Below are 17,601 nucleotides of genomic sequence, written 5' to 3' on the forward strand. Positions count from 1 at the left end.
AGCGAAGGTGGCTTCGACACGCCCGGGCGGTACCGCTGTCTCGCTAAACCGCGAGGCTCAGTACATCTTCAGGTCGTACTTCGCGGTCGGAGTCCAATCGCTCCCCGCGGGCAGTCCGCGCAGGTCCGTCACCTTGATGGCATAGACACTGTTTGCCTGGGCGTTGGCGGTGACGCGGTACATCTGGCACGCGGGGATGGACGAGCTGCAGACGCGATTCTGCGTGCTGCCCAGCAGCGCCCCCAAGGTGCGCGTGGCGTAGTTGTACGCATAGATGTCGACCTTCATCAGCGCGCCGTTGCGCAGGTTGTAGGTGTCCACGGTCAGCACCTGGGTGGCGGGAACGAACACGATGACCCAGTCGATATCGCCCTGCCGGTGGAACGAGTGGTTGAGCTGGGGAGAGCCCGGGTAGGACGAGGCCGTGGTGTGCGTGTTGTCGTTCTCGTAGGCATCCGCCGGGGCCAGCAAGCAGTTCGCGGGCGGGCTGAAGCCGCTGTCGACACAGGCCCCGCTCACGCAATTGCAGCCGGTAATGCAGTCCGCTCCCGTGCTGCACGCGCGGACAGGCGCCCCGTTGCAGTACTCCTCGGAGGGCGGCGGGCCGAAGGCATCCGGTACGCAATACCCAGCCTCGCAAATACAGGCGGAGCGACACCCCAGGTCGTTCGCACAGGCTCGGGTCGCGAGCGGGGCCTCTTGGGTCGCCAGCTCCGTGGACGCCAGCCCTTCGTCCTGCGCCACATTGCCGCAACCAGCGACGGCCAGCAGCAGCGCCGCCATGCTCCAGTGCATCTTCATCTCAAGACATCCTCTGGGAGAGCTTCGATGAGCGCCTCATTGCGCCCAGTGGAGAGCCTTTCACCCGCAGCGATGGTGCATGGGCATCCAAGGACTGGCAAAGAAATGCAGTCGAGGCGTGGCTTTGTGGTGCGAGTGAACGCCCTTCCGCTTCGTCACGACGGCCAGCGGAGGCGCACCTGCGTCCCATGGGGCGCGAGCGACTGAATGGACAGGCTCCAGTGGAAGCGGCGCGCCAGCCGTTCCACGAGCGACAATCCGATGCCGAAGCCGGCGCGTTCGGGCTCGACTTGACCGAAGCCCACGCCTGTATCGGAAATGCTCCAGCCCTCGGATGCGATGTGGATGACGATGCGCCCCTGGCGGGTATAGGCGAGCGCGTTCTTGATGAGGTTGCCCATCATCACGCGAGCGACGGACGCCGGCAGTGGCACGATGACCGCGTCCTGCACCTGGAGGATGACCGTCACGTCCTCATGCGTGAGGTGTCTGCCATACAGCGCGACCCGCTCCCGGGAGACTCCCACCAGGTCGCACGACTCGTCCGTGCCACCTGTGCGGGCAAGCCAGAGGATGCCCTTCGTCAACAGGCCCATGTGCTGCACGGCCTGACGCAGGCGCTCGAAGGTCTCCGGGTCCTGGAGCCCGAGGGGAAGGCCGCGAATCCTCCCATTGCGCTGCTCCTGCATGGCCTGACGCGTCGCAAGGAAGACTGGCTGTCGGCCAAGGGGCCCACCTATGGTGGCGCGTTGAAGGACGTGCTGCTGCGGGCTGGTTATCGGGTCTGCCTCCTGGATGCACGTCTTCACGGAGCGCAAGCGAGACCCGACGCCCGGCCAGGCGCGCTCGCCAAACAAGCCCAGCAGGGCGAGCCCGCGAGGTACCTCGCGATCATTGCCGACACCGTCCGGGATTCGCGCGCGGTGCTCAACGCCGCGCTCGCGAAGGGCCGGCCGCCTCGGGTGCTGGTGGTGGGCTACGGCATGGGGGCGCAGGTGGGGCTCCTGCTGGCGGCGCGGGAGCCGCGCATCACGCACCTTGTCACGATGGTCCCTCCAGACATCGACCTCTCGATGGAAGAGATTGCGCCCTCGCGACACATGTCGAAGGTTCATCAGGACTGGTTGCTCGTGACCGCGAACCAGGACGACTTCGCTCCCACCCAGAGCAGTCGCTCGCTGTTCGAGGCCGCCCCCTCCCGCCGCAAGCGCCACCAGACCTTCGAGAGCGGGCACGTGTTGCCCCGCGAGTATCTGGACGCGGTGCAGCGTTGGCTTTCGGGGGGTAGTCGTACCGGCCTCTCCCCACGAGGTCGTGCCTGGAGGACAGACGCGTCACGGTGTCTTGGGTTCGCTCCGAGTGTGCAATGTCTTTGGGCCATGCCTGACTACATCGCGATTCCTGGCCAGTACTCCGGGGACATGTGGCACGTCGTGGCGGCCTGCCTCGTTCGCCGCAGGCTCATCATCGTGGTGACCATCATGGGCTCCGATGATGAGAAGAAGGCTCCTGCCATCCTCAAGTTCTTCCGCGACATCGGGCTGGGCTCGCGCATGCAAGTCATGCGGGGGCGCGCGCATGCGACCCAGGTGGAGTTCAACGGGCAGGTGGTCGATATCGCCGCGCTGCCCGGCAAGAAGCTCATGTGGCAGCACATGGCCTTTGTTCAGGAGGAGGTGGAGGGCGCGGTGCATCCGCTGTATCGCTGCACCTCCATGGTGATGCATGCGATGGAGGAAGTGATTGGCCGGACTCGCGTCATCGAGACGCTGAGAGCGGGCTTCACCGCGAACCTCCCGATATCGACGTGCGAGTACATCGCCAGCTACGTGTGCGAGATCCTGGCGCACAACGCGGGACGCAAGCTCCTGTTCGTACTGGGGCGCGTTGCCAAGTACAACACCGAGCACGACCTCACCGCGGAGCGGTTGCGGGCGATCGCCTCCGGGGCGCGAAGGACGGATTTCAGCCTCGTCCTCATTGGCGACGCGAAGAAGCTCCAACCCATCGTGGAAGAGGCTCAGGTCAGCATTCGGGGGCACCTGGACCTCCAGGACTGGACGTCGCTGACGGGCTCCCCCGAGGTGGATGAGCGGGCGCGTGCCTACTTCTGGCGCTGCATGGCGGAGTTGGCCCCCAACTTCGATGTGCAGTTCAAGTTCGTGGGGGGGCGCAGTGGGTCCACGGACCTGCCTGCCTTCATGGGGGTGGACGTGTTGTGTTGGGACATCTGCGATGTCTTCAATCCCGAGTACCTGCGCCTCTTGCTCACCGCGCCGCTGTTGTTGCGCCTGACCCATATCAGTGTCGCCACGTACCGAGGCAGCCCCATGACCATTGGCCCGGAGGGAGACATCAGTCTCGCTGCGGCGGTGAGCGCCTTCTTGGCCGGGACTTATGCCGAGCCTCGGCTGGTGTTTCAGGCATCCAGGTCGCTTCTGAAAGAAGAGGCGTCCGCCAAGAAGGTGGCGGACGCGCTGACGCCCATGGAAGCGGCGAAGGCCGTCTTGCTGCGCAGGTTGGAGCAGACCGCCTCCACTGTCTTCATCCTGCCCTATGACCTCCAGGATGACTCCGGGCAGCACTTCCCCTCGGTGCGCCCGACGAGCAGCACCCCTCTGGCCTTCAATGCCCTCAACCATGCCTTGCGGCCCTATTACACCCAGCAGAACGTGAACCTCCCCGACCTGGGCGCGCTCTTCTCTTTCCGGAACCAGGGCCGGCGCTTTGGTCATGAGGGCTGCTCCGTCCTGACCCGGTTGCCCAGTTGCAGCCCGACGCAGATCGTCAACCTGCTCGTCTTCCAATCCAAGATGAAGAAGCCGAAGGGGAAGTCCTTGGCGTCGGGTTCGGCGCTGGATGACGGAGGGCCGCCGGATGGACTGTCGCTCGGCTCCGGGCCTCGCGGCGGGTCGCGCTCATCGAGCAGCGCGTCCGGCCTGGGCCGCTCTGGCTCGGCCTCCAGCTCCAGTTCCAGCGCCAGTGGGGCCGGGTTCCTGCCTGTGATGCCATACCGAGCGGGTGATGTGGTTCGCGTGAGATATTCGATGGACTACGACGTCGTGGGCGAGGTGGTTGGAATTGAAGGGCACCTCGTGGGCGTGCGGGTCGACCATTGCTATCGACCAGGCACGGCCGACGAGTACGCGTCGGACCACACCCGAATCGTGCTCCACACGGTGATGCGCTGGCGGGCAGACCAGATCGACCGACACGAAGGCTGAGCTGGACGCGTCTTCTGGGTTCACGCCTCCGCTATCAAGGGGGCGGAGCGCGTCTCGCCGCCGCCGCGGCGATGCTCGCGGCGGTAGACCCCGGGCGTGCTTCCTTCCCACCGCTTGAAGGCGCGATTGAACGACGCCTCGCTCTGATAGCCGATGGTCTCCGCGAGTTCGCTCAGCGGAAGCTCGGTCTCACGAAGGAGCTGGGCGGCCTGGGTCATTCGCCAGCGCGCGAGGTACTCCAACGGCGGCATCCCCACGAGCTCGGTGAAGCGGGCGGCGAAGCCAGAGCGAGAGAGCGCGACCCCCGAGGCGAGGCTCTCGACGGTCCAGGGCGTGGCCGGCTGCTCGTGGATGAGCGCGAGCGCCTTGGAGATGTGCGGATCCGCGAGCGCGCACAGCCCATTCTCTCCGCACTGCCCCGAGGCGATGTGCACCCGCAGGGCTTGCACGAGCAGGATGTCCGCGAGCCGGCTCATGATGACGGTCGCCCCCGGCGTGGCCGCGGCGCTCTCGGCGATGAGCAGTTGCGCGGTCGATGCGAGGGAGGGCGCCACGGTGGGGTCATCCGCGGCGATGTGGACGAGCCGAGGCAGTCGCTCGAACAGCAGCGGCCGAGGCGTGGCTCCGACTCGGAACGAGCCCGCGACCAGCGTGGTGCGCGCGCCGTCTCCGCCGAGTTGGATGGCCCCCACGCCCCGGACGGGTTGGCACTCTCCCTTTCCCAGCAGGTGCAGAGGGCTGCCTTCGGCATCGCGAATCGTGTGCCCGCCGCCGTGAGGGAGCAGGGCGAGGTCGCCGGCCGAGAGGGTGATTGCCTCCTTGACACCCTCGACTTCCAGCCGGGCGGTCCCTCGCGCGACCAGGACCATGTGGGCGACGGGGTTCGCGCAGAACTGGATGCCCCAGGGCGCGCGCAGCTCGAACCGGCCATACAGGACCGTCGACAGGCGCATCGAGTCCAGCACGTCCGCGAGGACATCCGCGCCCTGCGCGTCCAGCGGGTTTGGACTCCCTGCAAATTCTTTTGGACTGGGTGACATGGCGCGTCCATAGCGGCGTTGGCATTTCCTCGCCATGCCAAACACCACGCAGCTCTTGTCTCCGTTTCGCCTCGGTCGCCTCGAATTGAAGAACCGGATGGTGATGGCGCCCATGACGCGGGCCCGGGCGCTCGTCGACGGCAATGTGCCCAATCCCCTCGCGGCCTCGTACTACGTGCAGCGCGCCTCCGCGGGGCTCCTCGTCACCGAGGGCACCCAGGTCAGCCCGCAGGGCGTGGGGTACATCCGAACGCCCGGCATGCACACGGCCGCCCAGGTGGCGGGCTGGAGGCGCGTCACCGATGCCGTCCATGCGGCGGGCGGCGTCATCTTCGCGCAGCTCTGGCACGTCGGGCGTGTCTCGCATCCCGACTTCCATGGTGGGCAGTTGCCCGTGGCTCCCTCCGCGATTGGCTATGAAGGGGAGGCCTTCACGTTCGAAGGCAAGAAGCGCGTCGTGGTGCCGCGCGCGCTCGAGACGGAGGAGCTGCCCGGCGTGGTCGCGCAGTTCCGGCACGCGGCCGAGAACGCGCTGGCGGCGGGCTTCGATGGCGTCGAGCTGCATGGCAGCAATGGCTACCTGTTGGATCAATTCCTCCGCGACGGCTCCAACCAGCGCACGGATGCGTACGGCGGCAGCATCGAGAACCGGGCTCGCTTCCCGCTGGAGGTGACGCGCGCGGTGGTGGATGTCTGGGGGGCGGAGCGCGTGGGGTACCGGCTCGCGCCGCAGTCCTTCCCCTACGCGGGTGTATCGGATTCCACGCCCGCCGAGACGTTCACCCATATGGCGCGGGAGCTGGGCCGATTGGGACTCGGATATTTGCACGTGACGGAGATGGTCTCGGGCAAGGATGCCCCGAGCCCAGAGCAGCGCATCTCTCCGTTGATGCGCAAGGCCTTCCACGGCGCATACATCGTCAATGGCGGCTACGACGCCCAGGCCGGCGAGGCCGCGCTCGCGCGCGATGAGGCGGACCTCGTGGCGTATGGCGTGCCGTTCCTCGCCAATCCAGACCTGCCCGCGCGCTTCCGGGATGCAGCGCCGCTCAACACGCCGGATGCCGCCACGTTCTTCACGGGCGAGGAGAAAGGCTACACGGACTACGCGGCGCTGCGCTGAGCACGTGCCTGCCGTTCGTGCTGGAAACGGCAGGCCCGCTCGAAGCACGAGGCGAGACGTCTACTTCGCCTCGTTCAGGAACTCGTGGATCATGGCCGCGGTCAGCTCGGGCACGCGGCTCCCGGCCTTGTTGTCCCCGCTCTCGGCCGCCCTCATGTACCCGCCGTGGATCGCGCCCGGGAAGAGCGCGAGCTGGGCATGGGGGAAGACACGCAGCATCTCGACGGCGTGCTCGGGGCGAATCACGTCCCCGTCCGCCGAGAGCACCAGGACGGGGGCGGAGATGGCCCGGAGCGCGCCCTCATCCAGGTCCTTGAACGACATCATCATCGCGACCGTCTTGTGGAACTGCGACAGGAGTCCCGCCTCGCCCTGGGGCGAGACACGGAGGTACGCGTCGCGCAGGGCCTGGGGCATGACGTCGACGGTGGCGGTCGGGAAGCCTTCCCACATGTACGAATAGCACCCGTCATGCTTGAAGAACGTCGACGCGAGGATGAGCGAGTGCACCAACGGACGGTGTCGCAGCGCGAGCTGCATGGCGATGACCCCGCCCGTGCTGAAGCCCAGGATGTCCGCGTCCTGGACGTGGAGCTGCTGGAGCAGGGCCGCCGTGTCGTCGGCCATCTGCTCGAACGACAGCGGGCGGTCCACGTCCGCCGTGTGGCCGTGGGCTTGCTGCTCGACGGCGATGATCCGATGGTCCTGGGCCAGCATGGGAATCAGCCGTCCAAAGGACGTGTCGATGGTCGAGCCGCCGCCGTGCAGGAGCACCAACGGCCGGCCGGACGCGGGGCCATGGACCTCGTAGTACATGTTGAGCCCATGGACCTGCGCATAGGCCCCGGGGGACGTGCGGACGTGTCCTTCGGCGGAGGCGCAGCCCGTCGTCACCAGGGCGAGGAGGAGGGCGGAGAACAGCGGTGCCGCGAGGTTCGGTTTCATGCCCGAGAAACGGGCGAGGCCGCGTGAAGGATACGGGGCCTCGCGCTTTTTCATCGCCCCGTCACGTCACCTCGTCCGGCAGCTCGCAGCGTGCGGTGGGCCCGCAGGACTTCATGCTGAAGTAGCCATTGATGCGGAACGGCACGTCCAGCTCGCGGCACACCTCGGTGAGGATCTCCGGGGTGTAGAAGTAGTTGCGCAGGTGTGACACGAGCCCGCTCTCGTCGAACACGAGGCGCGTGACGGCGCGCACCGCCTCGCCGTCGTCGTGGGCGTACCAGGAGAGCAGGATGGGCTCGCCGCGATGGAGGCGGACCTCGCCGCGCGGGAGGGTGGGGTGGGCGCCGTGCCGGTAGCGCAGCTCGACGCCGCACAGGGCCGAGAGCTCCGCGAGCAGCTTGCTGCCGAACAGCATGCCCGGGAGCACGCGTTGCCGGCCGACCTCGCGGCCGTATCCCGTGGAGGCGCCGACGACCTCGACGGTGGCGGTCTCCAGGAGCATGGCGGCGAGCCGGTCGATGTCTCGCGCATTGAAAGCCTCGCAGAAGGCATCGAGCCGACGGGCCGTCATCGGGGGGCCCTCGCTCGGCTCGGGCGCTTGGACGAGCTTGCCGCGCCCGCGATGGAGCGCCGCCTTGATGGCGCCCACCGTGGTGGACAGGGCCTCCGCGGTCTCCTCCAGGCTCAGGTCGAAGGCGTCCTTGAGCACCACGGCCGCGCGCTCCTGCGGTGACAGCTGGGAGAGCAATGTCCCCATGGCCTCGCGGGGAGCGCGTGGCTCCGGCGCCTCGGAGAACTCGGACACGGCGCCCGGAGACTCGCGCCTGCGTCGCTGCTGATCGATCCACAGGTTCGAGGCGACGCGGAACAACCAGGCGCGCGGGTTGGGCGGCGAATCGATGATGCACCCCAAGGTGGCGAACGCGCGCGCCATGGCGTCCTGGACCAGGTCCTCCGCGTCCCACGGCGTCCGCGTGAGGTGGCGGCAGTACCGGTACAGCTCGGGACGCAAGGGCTCATAGACGTCCAGGAAGCGGTGCCAGGAGCTGGCGATCGCCTGAGGCAGCGGCGGGGTGGAGTCGGTCATGTCGGGAGACGCAGAGGGCCGGAGAAAGGATACGGCCCTCGCGTCAGACACGGACGATTTTCGGGCCGTGCTGCGCTGGGGCGCCCGCGGCTACTGCTCCGCGAGCATCCCCTTCGGCGCGGTGCCCTTCAGGAAGGGCTCGATGAAGGCAAGCAGCAGGTCGGGCTGCGCGATGATGGCGGCGTGCGACGTGGCCGGAAGCACGGCGAGGCGCGAGGAAGGCAGGGGCTTGCCCATGTCTCCCGCGCCACCACCCCCCAGGAGCCGGAGCATCGCCACGGAGTGCTCCAGGGTCGAGATGTCCGCGTCGCCCGTGATGATGAGCACCGGGGTCTTCATCGCCTTGACTTGCTCGCCCCACGCCATGGGCTCTCTCTCGAGGGCAATCATCTTTCGGACCAGCTCCGGGAAGCCCTCCGGGTTGGCCGCGAGCTTTCGATATTCCTTCGCGATGGGCATCTCCAGGAACATCTCCACCTTCATCTGCGAGAGGAAAGCCCTGAACTCGGGCTGCGTGCCCTCGATGTCGTAGGCGGCTGACGCGACGGCCAGCTTGTTCACCTTCTCCGGGTGGCGAATGGCGAGCTGCAACGCCGCGATGGCTCCCATCGAGTATCCGAACACGTCTGCCTGCTGAAGCCCCACCGCGCTGATGAAGGCCGCCACGTCGTCCGCCAGGTTGGGAAAGGTGAGGGGCCGGTCGATGTCCGTGGTGCGGCCATGTCCCTGGAACTCGAGCGCGTAGACCTGATGTGTCTTGGCGAGCTTGGAGATGATGGCGCCCATCTGCGGGATGTTCATATAGGCGCCGTGCAGGACGACCAGCGGGTCACCCTTGCCGGAGACCTCGTAGTACATCTGCATGCCGTTCACGTTGACGCGCGCGCCCTTGGGTTTGGATTGGGCGCTGGCCGGGGCCGGAGCGACGAGCAGCAACAGCACGACGGCGAGAAGCGTGCGGAACATGGAGTTTCCCTTCCTGGACCTTCGTCCGTTCGTCATCGAAGGAGAGGCGTCCTTCGCGCCGACGACGTATGGCGCGACGGAGGCGCGACACCTCCGTCGTTCAGCACGCCCGGCCCATTTTCGCGAGGCGCCCGGAGGCGGGAGTGTTCACTCCAACCCACTGGAATCACAGGGGGTTTTAGAAAATCGCAGGACCGTGTCGATCTGCTCCCCAAATCTTCGTTGCCTGATGGAAGGGCAGGAAATCTCCTGCCTCCGAACAAGGAGACGAACATGCGCGTGATGGTCATTGTGAAGGCGAGCCCGAACTCCGAGAAGGGCATCATGCCCAAGGAAGAGATGCTCGCGGCCATGGGCAAGTACAACGAGGAGCTGGTGAAGGCCGGCATCATGCTCGCCGGCGAAGGACTGCACCCCAGCAGCCGGGCCAAGCGGGTGGCCTTCGCGGATGGGAAGAAGCCGAAGGTCATCGATGGGCCCTTCTCCGAGACGAAGGAGCTGATCGCCGGCTACTGGATGTGGCAGGTGCGGTCCATGGAGGAGGCGGTGGAGTGGGCGCGCCGCTGCCCGAACCCGATGCCGGGAGAGGAGGGCATGCTGGAGCTTCGCCCGGTCTTCGAGGCGGAGGACTTCGGCAAGGAGTTCACCCCCGAGCTGCGCGCTCAGGAGGAGCGCCTGCGCGCGGAGCTGGAGCGCCAGCAGCAGTCCAAGTAGCGCCCAGCCCTCGGCCTCGGTGGCGGAACGCGTCCCCTCCTGTCGCTGGAGGGGCGCGCCGCGCCGCTCAGTGCGCCGCTTCGGAGGCGCCGTACATCGATTCAATCAGCGCCGCGTGCTTCTGCACGACCGCGTGGCGCTTGACCTTCAGTGATGCCGTCAGCTCGCCGCCATCCACCGTGAACGGTCCGGGAGACACACGGAACGTCTTGATGCGCTCGAAGGACGCGAGGCTCGCGTTGGTCTCCGCGACCAGGCCCTCCAGGACGGTGGTGACTCGTGGGTGCGAGGGATCCGCGGGGAACCCCTCGCGGCGCGCCACCGTGGCGAGGATCTCCGTGTCGAGCGCGAACAGGGCCGTGCAGTAATTGCGACCCTCGCCAATCACGACGGCCTCCTGGACGATGGGGTGTTGCTTGAGCTGCGCCTCAATCTTCAGCGGCGCGATGTATTTGCCGCCGCTCGTCTTGAGCAGCTCCTTCTTCCGGCCGGTAATCCGGACGAACCCCTCCGCGTCGATGGAGCCCAGGTCTCCGGTGCGGAACCAGCCGTCCGCATCGAAGGCGTCCGCCGTGGCCTCCGGACGATTCAAGTAGCCTCGGGAGATATTGGGCCCGCGCGCCAGGAGTTCCCCATCGGGGGCCACCTTCAGTTCGCAGTGCTTGAAGGGTCTCCCCACGGTCCCGGGATGGACGTTGTCCTTGCGATTGACCGTCAAGCCCGGACATGTCTCCGTCAGTCCATACGCCTCCAGGATGTTCAGCCCCAGCGCGAGGAAGAACATCTGGACATCGACGCGAAGCGCCGCGGCTCCCGAGAGCAGGACCGAGGCATGGTCCAACCCCAGCCGTGCGCGCAGCTTCGACAGCACGAGGCGGTCCGCCAGGGCGCGCTGGGCCTCCAGCCAGATGGGCACCGAGCTGCCCGCGGCCCTGCGAGTCGCGACCTGCCGGCCCACGCCCAGGGCCCAGTCCATCAGCCATCGGCGCGGCCCGTGCTCGTTCTCGATGGCGCTCGCTACCTTCGCCATCATCTTCTCGAAGACGCGCGGAGCCGCCGGGAAGAAGCCCGGGCGCCCGGCGACGAGGTCCGCCGCCAGCGTGGGCACCGACGACATGACCAGCGGCGCGCCGAAGAACGGACCCGCGAACTCCACCATGCGCCCGAAGGAGTGCGCGGCCGGGAGGAAGAGGAACAGGCCGTGCTCAATCACGGTGTCATCCATGAGCCCCGCTTCGGCGACGTCTTCGAGCATCGCCAGCATGTTGTCATGGGTTTGAATCACCGCCTTCGGTGCGCCCGTCGTTCCGGACGTGTACGTGAAGGTCGCGACGTGCTCGCGCCGAAGCAGGGACACCCTTCGACGCAGCTCCTGCTCCAAGGCGGCACGCTGGGAGCGACCTCGGGCCTCGAGTGTCTCCAGGCTTTCCCAATCATCCGCGGGAGCAAGCCCGGCGGGGTGGATGACCACCACCTTGGCTCGGACCTTGAGTTCGCCTGACGAGTACTGCCGCGCGTGGAACGTGAAACCCTGTCGAAAGGCTCGCACTTTCTCGAGCTGGCTTGCGTCATCGACGACGATGAGCTGCGCCGCGGTGTCCACGTGCATGTAGCCCACTTCTTCCGGCAGCAGGCTCGCGTAGACGGGGACCGTCTTGAGGCCCGCGCACAGGGCCGCGAAGTCGACGAGACACGACTCCATCGTGGTGTTGCCGACGATGGAGATGCACGCGCCATCCTCGAGCGCTCCGGCGCTCAACAACCCCGCCGAGATGGCTTCGAGGCGCGGAGACGCCTCTGACCAGGGGACGTCGACATAGGTATCGCCCCGGCGCACCCGGAATGCGACGCGCTGCGGCGAAGCGCGCGCCCGGTCGAGAATCATCTGGGGGAGGGACGGGTGTGCATGGGCCACGAGGCCTCCGCTGTGGGAACGAGGTGTCATCGGTAGGGATGGGGGCAGGGAGCGGCAGGGTTCAACGCATCAGGCTAAGTGCGGAGCTACCGCCCTGCTTGTATGATTCTGCACATGCAGAGCCACTTGCTCCTGGGGGGCGGAAGGGCGTTGTACGTCGGCCGCTTCGATGTGCTGCCCAGGCATCGCTTCGCCGCCAACGCGGTGCTCGTGGGGCTCGATGACGCGTTCGCGCTCGTGGACGACGATGGCCACGTCGAGCAGCACGAGGCCGCTTTCGTCCGGGGCTGGCAGTGGCATGCGCTCGACTTTCAGGGAGGCCGCGCCGCCGTGTTGTTCCTGGAGCCTGGCGCGGGAATCAGCGGTCGCATCGGCGCAGGCGTGTTGCGCGAAGCGGTCGAGGCCGCCCTGGCCGCGCGAAGGCCCGAACCCTGGACCGAACTCCTCCGGAACGCGCTCGGGCTCGGGCCGTGCCCGCTGGCGGTCGACACCCGCATCGCGCGGGTCGCCGAGTTTCTCGCCACCCCCGACGACGCGCCCGCGGATGCGGTGACGCTGGCGCAGCGGGTGGGGGCCTCCCTGTCACTCGTCGAGCACCGATTCCGAGAGCAGTTCGGCGTTCCGATCGGCGCATTCCGAGCATGGCACCGGATGCAACTGGCCGCGGCGCTCGCACTCCGCGGCCAAAGCCTGACGGAGGTCGCGCACGCCGCGGGCTTCTACGACTCGGCCCATTTCTCGCGGCTGTTTCGAGGGATGTTCGGCTTGTCCCCCTCGAAGGTCTTCACCCATGGCCTCACGGGTGCTGTCTTCGAGTCGCGTGACGCCGAGGCGCGTCGCTGGTGCTCCTCATCGTGAAGACACTCTCGGGAATGTCTCCGCTGTAGGCGTTGGGAAAGTCACGCACGGAGACGTGCTGGCTGTCGTTTCCGGAAACCATGCGGAGCAGCAGGTGGGTGCCGGCCTGGAGGTACAAGGTCAAGGGGGCCTTGTTCGGCCTGTCGACGGTCCAGGCATCCGCCAGTTGGCCCAGCACCGAGTCACACCCGGCATGGCGCGCATTCCCATCAATCAACACGGCGCGAGGCAGGAACAACTCACGGAACGACGACAGCTCATCCGGTAGCAGGGCCTCGCTCAAGGAATCGCCGAGAGGGCCCGCCTTCTTCCAGTAGGCCATCTTCCGCTTGAGGCTCTGTCCACGCGCGACATCACCGACCTCCGACATCCAGAGCTTGTACCCCAGCTCTTTTTCGGGCCAGGGATTGAAGAGACCGTCGATTCGGCAGACATCGCGCGCGTAGTCGAACCAGCAGTAGCCGGAGGTGATCTGGTCGTCTCGCAGCATGGGCGACCAGTAGGAGACATATGCGCTGCTCCATTGAACTGGCAGGAGCGGCGGAGGGGGACGAGTTCGCATGACAGGGCCCTGTCTCTCCAGGTGACGGTTCTCGGCTAGTTCATCCTTCCCAGCCGATACCAGACGTTCTGCTTCTGCTGAAGCTGTTGCAGTTCGTCGTAGGGGACCGAATCGAAATACAGCTTCTCCGCCATGTCCGGCGGATAGAGGCTGGGAAACTTCTTGTGCATGTAGCGAGCGTATTGGGTTCGCAAGAAGAAGATGACGCTGGGATTGCTCAGCACCTCGTAGTTCGCGATGGACATGTCCTGCATGGCATCCGCCTGCGCTTTGCGCTGGCGGGTGAACTCCGGGAGCGTGGCGTCAAGGTCATGGTCGTGCTTGTCCAGCAGGGTGGAGAAGGCATCGGCATCTTCCAGCGCCATGTTCATGCCTTGGCCCAGGAAGGGCGCGGTGGCGTGCGCCGCGTCGCCAATCAGCAAGGCGTTCCCACGATAATGAAAGGTGCTGGAGCGGACGTTGACGAGGTCGTTGCTGGGCAGTGTCATGAACTGCTCCAGCATCTCCTGTCGGCGGAGAGGCGGCAGGCCGCCGAAGTAGTGGTTGAAGAAGGCGCGCATCGTGTCTCGATCTTGCGTCGCCAGGCTCAGGTCCCCCATGTACGGCAGGCAGATGGCGATGCTGATGCTGCCATCGGGAATGGTCGCCGCGCGACCGGCGAAGAGCCCCTTGGAGTCCATGCCGAAGAAGTACAGCAAGTCCTTTCGGAAGCCGAGGTCCGCGGCATTGGACAGGACCAGCGTCTTGTAGCCGTGGCGGAAGAAGGTCTGCTTGAACTCGAAGCGCCGCAGGCTGCTCTGCATGGACTGGCGCACCGCCGAGTGCGCGCCATCCGCGCCGATGATCAAATCCCCTTGAAGGTGCAAAAACGCGCCCGTGCTCTCTTGGACGACGACGGACTTCTTCTCCAGGTCAACGCTCAGGCATTTGCACTCGAAGTGGTACTTCACGCCGTGACGGGTGGCGTGCTTGTTCAGCAGCTTCTGAAACGCCTGGCGATTCAGGGACAGCGGGGAGAGTCCCTCGCGCGGGGTGAGCTCGCGAATCTTGTACTTGCCGCCCACGGAGAAGGCCATGCCCGCGATGGGCTCGCCGCACCGCTGGAGTTCGTGTGGGTCGATTCCAGCCTTCAGGACGGCCTTGATTCCCCTGACGTTCATGCTCACGCCGATGGCGCGCGAGTTGTTCTTCTCCAGAGCAGAGACGGTGTTCTGCAGGGGGTCTCTTCTCTTCTCGACGACACGAACGTCGTACCCACGTCGCGCGAGATTGATGGCGGCCAGGCTCCCCGCCAGTCCGCCGCCCACAATGATGGCTTTGTGCATTCAGGCCTCTCTTGAAAGTTTCCCCTGGGCCAGGTCGGTCAGTTGCCGATGGAAGAACTCCAGGGTTTCGATGGGGGCGACGCCGACGAGGTCCGCGCCAAGGTCGTGGGCCCGTCGCGCCAACGTCAGGCATTTCTGAGCCAGCATCTGGCATCCCACGGCGTAGTCGCTGCTGACCGGGTCATGGGCTGGTTCGGGAACCGGGGGGCCGGCATTGCGTCCAGGCAGGCCGGACGGAGTGTTCATCAAGGCGATCGACAAAGGGCGGAGCAGGCCCGTCATGATGTCGATGGAGGCATTCATCAGACGAGAGCGGCGCAGGCTGCCCAGCGGCCTCTGCGCGAAGTGGTGCGTCATCAGTGAGAACATCAACTCATGACACCCTTGATAGAGGGACATCAGCGCCCGGGCGCCCTCGTGCGTGACCTGGACACCCTCCTCACGGGGCTCCAGGGTGGGATTCCTCAACGCTGGCACGGCCGGCTCGAACGGCCTCTCCAGGGCGCTGAATCGGGAGGCCATGCGACGCAGTCGCTGGAAATGCGAGGACTCGTAATGGGGTGAATCGACCGCGACTCCCTCGCCCTGCGCGGTGACATAATCAATGGAGAAGAGCGCGCTGTCCCGGTCGAAAACCTCCAGCTGATATCCCGGGAATCGTTGGTTGGTCAGCTCATTCAAGAAGAGGTGGTGCTCTCCGCCGCGCTTGCCGGGGCGGGGGTCGAACAGGTCAGGCAACTCACGAAGCCCCTGGCGAATCGAGGCGTAGAGGTCCGCGATGGACTTTCCAGGTGCGGGGATATGCCCTGGCCATTCGAAGCGAACGAACTTGGCGAGCACGTGCGCGGAGAAGGGCTCGAAGGAGAGCTCCGTATCCAGGCCAAAATGGAGCCTCGCCTGAGTCCCCACCATGGGAAGGCCCGCATGGAAGGGCTCGCCCAGGGCGGTCAACACATTGTTGATCACCAGATAATGAATCATCTCTTCGTGGGCGATCTCCAGCAGCGTGCCGCGCATGCCACTGTTGAGCCGCCTGTCCTCGGAACCACAGACCAGCTCCAGCTCGGCCAGCTGCCAACGGCCTGCCTGAACCTGCTGGAGCCCCTGTTGGTAGTTGGGCAGGGAGTAGGCGGCGTACAGATACTGAAACAGCAGGGACAGCTCGAGATCGATCGCTCGTTTCAGTTCCTCGACCAGGTGTGCCTTGCTGCCGATCGGCTGCGCTCCGCGAGGCTCAGGACGCAGCGTCCTGGAGGCGCCTTCGATGTTCGTCAGATACTTCAGGAACAGCTTGGACTTGGGGAGGGAGAGCTCCCGGGTGCTCGGCATGTAGTAGCTCTTGTCCCGGTTGAGCGGATCGCACATCTGCCACATCAGTCGGGAGTACGTTTCGCAGCGGCAGCGATCCGCCAGGCTAAACACCTTGTCCGACATGAAGGGGTAGATCAGCTCGTAATAGCTCATGACGTGCTGATACAAGAATGCATAGTCCACCTGCTCGGTCGGGACCTCATCCAGGTTCCAGTCATCGGGCAATACCCTGACGCCAATGAACTGGCTGTCTTGGTCCGCTCTCAGCGCAACGCGGGTCGCTCCCGGACGTCGGCCCGTGAGGGTGAGTTGCGCATAACCCGTCTGTTGGGGCGAAGGCGTCAGGTGCGCGGCCAGGATGTCGGGGTCTTCAGCCTGCACCACAAGCGCGGCGTGTGAAGCCAGCTCCCCGCGAAAGCGGCATTGCACGGTGATGGTCTCGGGGAAGACCTGGCCCTTTTGTGGATGAGGGGCCTCGAGAAACAGCTGGTTGCTGTCCGACTGCACCACCCAATCGGCTTCCTTCCACTGGGCATGTGCGCCTGTCAGGTGGAGAGAGCCGGCGGCGGAGTCCAGCCGAGGCACGTCGAAGACCCCATGATGGCGCCAATAGTCGAGGTAGAGCTTCTCCGGGATGCTGGCAATCAGCGCGCCGGACTGGCTGCGCAGTGACAGGTCCCCCAGTGGCAACTTTTCGCCCAGGCCATGCGTGGGATGTCTATCTGAGACGGGCTGGGCGCTCCGGGTGGTGAAGGGAACAGCGGTCGGCATGTTGAGCGACACCCGGTCCGACTGCACCGTCACCACGACCGGTCCCAAGCCAGGCTGGTGTGGCAACAGGAGACGTCCTGTCGGATGGGTTTCCAGCTCGTGCCGGTACCAGAGGCCCAGGATGCCCGTCAGGTCATAGAAGACGGGGGAATCCGGCCCCCGCGGCGTCGACATGTTGAACAAGGCGTACTGGACCGTCAGTCCCTGCACCTCCTCGTCTTCCAGCGCGTGCCGCACGGTCCGCAGGCTGGGGGGGAGGGCGTCGTGAGGAGGGAGTAGGAACTGGGTGTCCTGTTTCGAGACGGAGAATTGAAACAGCCGCGAGCGGGCGAACTCTTCGGAGAGAAAATGGTGGCTGCGCTCGACGACATGCCCTGTCCCCACCCAGCGCGCGGAGTGGGCACGCGGAATGCTCGCGGTGAGCAGGGCCGGAGTGTGCGGTGTGGCGTGCGGGTCGCTCAAGGCCAGTTGGCCGGCGTAGATCACGGTGGTGTCGGCTCGGCTGGGATGGTTGTCCACCCACCTGGCGCGATTGAACGTCGTGCGAAGGTATTCGTTGTAGTGCCCCCAGAGGGCCAGTTGCGCCCCCACCAGGCTGTCGCCCGTGTCGATGTCTCCTTCGCGGAGCTGGACCCCCGTGATCCGGACGTTCTCCCAGGAGAAATGATTGTTGCCACCGAAGTTGTATCCGGCGGCCTCGCTGAAGATCCCTCCGGAGTCCGGCTTCCCCTCTGCGTCGAACCTGGGAGCCAGTTGTTTCAGATGCGCATGAAATTCAGACGGCGGGCGGCGAAGATCAAACGGAGCGCCCTCCATGAAGACGGTATTGGTGGCGATGTCGAGCTGGCCATGTGTATTCCGATTCGCGGTTGGAACATTGGCGCGAGCCAGACCTCGAAAGTAGAGCCGAGGGAAATGGAGGATGCTCATGGCGTTCGACCCGGAATGGCGTGAGGGCG

13 protein-coding genes and 1 pseudogene are annotated in these 17,601 nt (G+C 65.9%); 4 read left to right on the forward strand and 10 right to left on the reverse strand.

What is annotated here, in order from left to right; all coding sequences use genetic code 11:
• Positions 1–57: 57 nt before the first annotated feature.
• Together JGU66_27445 and JGU66_27450 are read right to left on the reverse strand one after the other, a co-directional pair.
• Positions 58–801 (reverse strand): hypothetical protein, encoded by a 744-nt coding sequence (locus tag JGU66_27445; GenBank protein ID MBJ6764523.1) that lies wholly within the window; start codon positions 799–801, stop codon positions 58–60.
• A 155-nt stretch (positions 802–956) separates the two neighbouring features.
• Positions 957–1,397, reverse strand: coding sequence for a HAMP domain-containing histidine kinase (locus tag JGU66_27450; GenBank protein ID MBJ6764524.1), 441 nt, complete (start codon positions 1,395–1,397; stop codon positions 957–959).
• On the opposite strand from JGU66_27450, the pseudogene JGU66_27455 reads away from it, so the two are divergent.
• Positions 1,278–2,078 (forward strand): annotated as a pseudogene (locus tag JGU66_27455) (alpha/beta fold hydrolase). The gene JGU66_27450 and the pseudogene JGU66_27455 overlap by 120 nt on opposite strands.
• Before the next feature lie 1,967 nt (positions 2,079–4,045).
• On the opposite strand, the gene JGU66_27460 reads toward JGU66_27455, so the two are convergent.
• Complete coding sequence (locus JGU66_27460) at positions 4,046–5,065, reverse strand: AraC family transcriptional regulator (protein MBJ6764525.1); 1,020 nt, start codon at positions 5,063–5,065, stop codon at positions 4,046–4,048.
• 34 nt (positions 5,066–5,099) lie between these two features.
• Here JGU66_27460 and JGU66_27465 point away from each other — a divergent pair, with 34 nt between their 5' ends.
• Positions 5,100–6,188 (forward strand): alkene reductase, encoded by a 1,089-nt coding sequence (locus JGU66_27465; protein MBJ6764526.1) that lies wholly within the window; start codon positions 5,100–5,102, stop codon positions 6,186–6,188.
• Positions 6,189–6,248: 60 nt separating this feature from the next.
• Here the strand turns inward: JGU66_27465 and JGU66_27470 are convergent, their stop codons facing one another.
• From JGU66_27470 to JGU66_27480, 3 genes are all read right to left on the reverse strand, one after another.
• Entirely contained in the window at positions 6,249–7,133 is an 885-nt protein-coding gene (locus JGU66_27470) for an alpha/beta fold hydrolase (GenBank protein MBJ6764527.1), read from the reverse strand.
• Positions 7,134–7,194: 61 nt separating this feature from the next.
• Positions 7,195–8,220 carry an RNA polymerase sigma factor gene (locus JGU66_27475; GenBank protein MBJ6764528.1) on the reverse strand — a complete coding sequence of 342 codons (1,026 nt, stop codon included), beginning with the start codon at positions 8,218–8,220 and terminating at the stop codon, positions 7,195–7,197.
• 90 nt (positions 8,221–8,310) lie between these two features.
• Positions 8,311–9,186, reverse strand: a complete 876-nt coding sequence (locus tag JGU66_27480; GenBank protein MBJ6764529.1) for an alpha/beta hydrolase — start codon at positions 9,184–9,186, stop codon at positions 8,311–8,313.
• A 273-nt stretch (positions 9,187–9,459) separates the two neighbouring features.
• Here JGU66_27480 and JGU66_27485 point away from each other — a divergent pair, with 273 nt between their 5' ends.
• Positions 9,460–9,900, forward strand: a complete 441-nt coding sequence (locus JGU66_27485; protein MBJ6764530.1) for a YciI family protein — start codon at positions 9,460–9,462, stop codon at positions 9,898–9,900.
• A 67-nt stretch (positions 9,901–9,967) separates the two neighbouring features.
• Here JGU66_27485 and JGU66_27490 read toward each other — a convergent pair whose 3' ends face one another.
• Positions 9,968–11,845, reverse strand: a complete 1,878-nt coding sequence (locus tag JGU66_27490; GenBank protein ID MBJ6764531.1) for a long-chain fatty acid--CoA ligase — start codon at positions 11,843–11,845, stop codon at positions 9,968–9,970.
• 72 nt (positions 11,846–11,917) lie between these two features.
• On the opposite strand from JGU66_27490, the gene JGU66_27495 reads away from it, so the two are divergent.
• The gene (locus JGU66_27495; GenBank protein ID MBJ6764532.1) at positions 11,918–12,673 is read left to right on the forward strand and encodes a helix-turn-helix transcriptional regulator; all 756 of its coding nucleotides are present in this window, start codon (positions 11,918–11,920) and stop codon (positions 12,671–12,673) included.
• Here the strand turns inward: JGU66_27495 and vioE are convergent.
• The 3 genes from vioE to vioB are packed head-to-tail and all read right to left on the reverse strand — an operon-like array spanning position 12,612 to position 17,572.
• Positions 12,612–13,235 (reverse strand): violacein biosynthesis enzyme VioE, encoded by a 624-nt coding sequence (vioE, locus tag JGU66_27500; protein MBJ6764533.1) that lies wholly within the window; start codon positions 13,233–13,235, stop codon positions 12,612–12,614. The genes JGU66_27495 and vioE overlap by 62 nt on opposite strands.
• A gap of 35 nt (positions 13,236–13,270) precedes the next feature.
• The gene (locus JGU66_27505; GenBank protein ID MBJ6764534.1) at positions 13,271–14,560 is read right to left on the reverse strand and encodes an FAD-dependent monooxygenase; all 1,290 of its coding nucleotides are present in this window, start codon (positions 14,558–14,560) and stop codon (positions 13,271–13,273) included.
• Positions 14,561–17,572: an iminophenyl-pyruvate dimer synthase VioB gene (gene vioB / locus JGU66_27510; protein MBJ6764535.1), complete on the reverse strand. Its 3,012-nt coding sequence runs from the start codon at positions 17,570–17,572 to the stop codon at positions 14,561–14,563.
• Positions 17,573–17,601 lie beyond the last annotated feature (29 nt).

It is taken from the genome of Myxococcaceae bacterium JPH2 (assembly GCA_016458225.1).
Lineage (GTDB): Bacteria > Myxococcota > Myxococcia > Myxococcales > Myxococcaceae > Citreicoccus.

Excerpts from the sequence above, each read along its gene's own strand:
- JGU66_27445 (MBJ6764523.1), bottom strand. The coding sequence starts at position 801 with ATGAAGATGCACTGGAGCATGGCGGCGCTGCTGCTGGCCGTCGCTGGT.
- JGU66_27450 (MBJ6764524.1), bottom strand. The coding sequence starts at position 1,397 with ATGGGCCTGTTGACGAAGGGCATCCTCTGGCTTGCCCGCACAGGTGGC.
- JGU66_27460 (MBJ6764525.1), bottom strand. The coding sequence starts at position 5,065 with ATGTCACCCAGTCCAAAAGAATTTGCAGGGAGTCCAAACCCGCTGGAC.
- JGU66_27465 (MBJ6764526.1), top strand. The coding sequence starts at position 5,100 with ATGCCAAACACCACGCAGCTCTTGTCTCCGTTTCGCCTCGGTCGCCTC.
- JGU66_27470 (MBJ6764527.1), bottom strand. The coding sequence starts at position 7,133 with ATGAAACCGAACCTCGCGGCACCGCTGTTCTCCGCCCTCCTCCTCGCC.
- JGU66_27475 (MBJ6764528.1), bottom strand. The coding sequence starts at position 8,220 with ATGACCGACTCCACCCCGCCGCTGCCTCAGGCGATCGCCAGCTCCTGG.
- JGU66_27480 (MBJ6764529.1), bottom strand. The coding sequence starts at position 9,186 with ATGTTCCGCACGCTTCTCGCCGTCGTGCTGTTGCTGCTCGTCGCTCCG.
- JGU66_27485 (MBJ6764530.1), top strand. The coding sequence starts at position 9,460 with ATGCGCGTGATGGTCATTGTGAAGGCGAGCCCGAACTCCGAGAAGGGC.
- JGU66_27490 (MBJ6764531.1), bottom strand. The coding sequence starts at position 11,845 with ATGACACCTCGTTCCCACAGCGGAGGCCTCGTGGCCCATGCACACCCG.
- JGU66_27495 (MBJ6764532.1), top strand. The coding sequence starts at position 11,918 with ATGATTCTGCACATGCAGAGCCACTTGCTCCTGGGGGGCGGAAGGGCG.
- vioE (MBJ6764533.1), bottom strand. The coding sequence starts at position 13,235 with ATGCGAACTCGTCCCCCTCCGCCGCTCCTGCCAGTTCAATGGAGCAGC.
- JGU66_27505 (MBJ6764534.1), bottom strand. The coding sequence starts at position 14,560 with ATGCACAAAGCCATCATTGTGGGCGGCGGACTGGCGGGGAGCCTGGCC.
- vioB (MBJ6764535.1), bottom strand. The coding sequence starts at position 17,572 with ATGAGCATCCTCCATTTCCCTCGGCTCTACTTTCGAGGTCTGGCTCGC.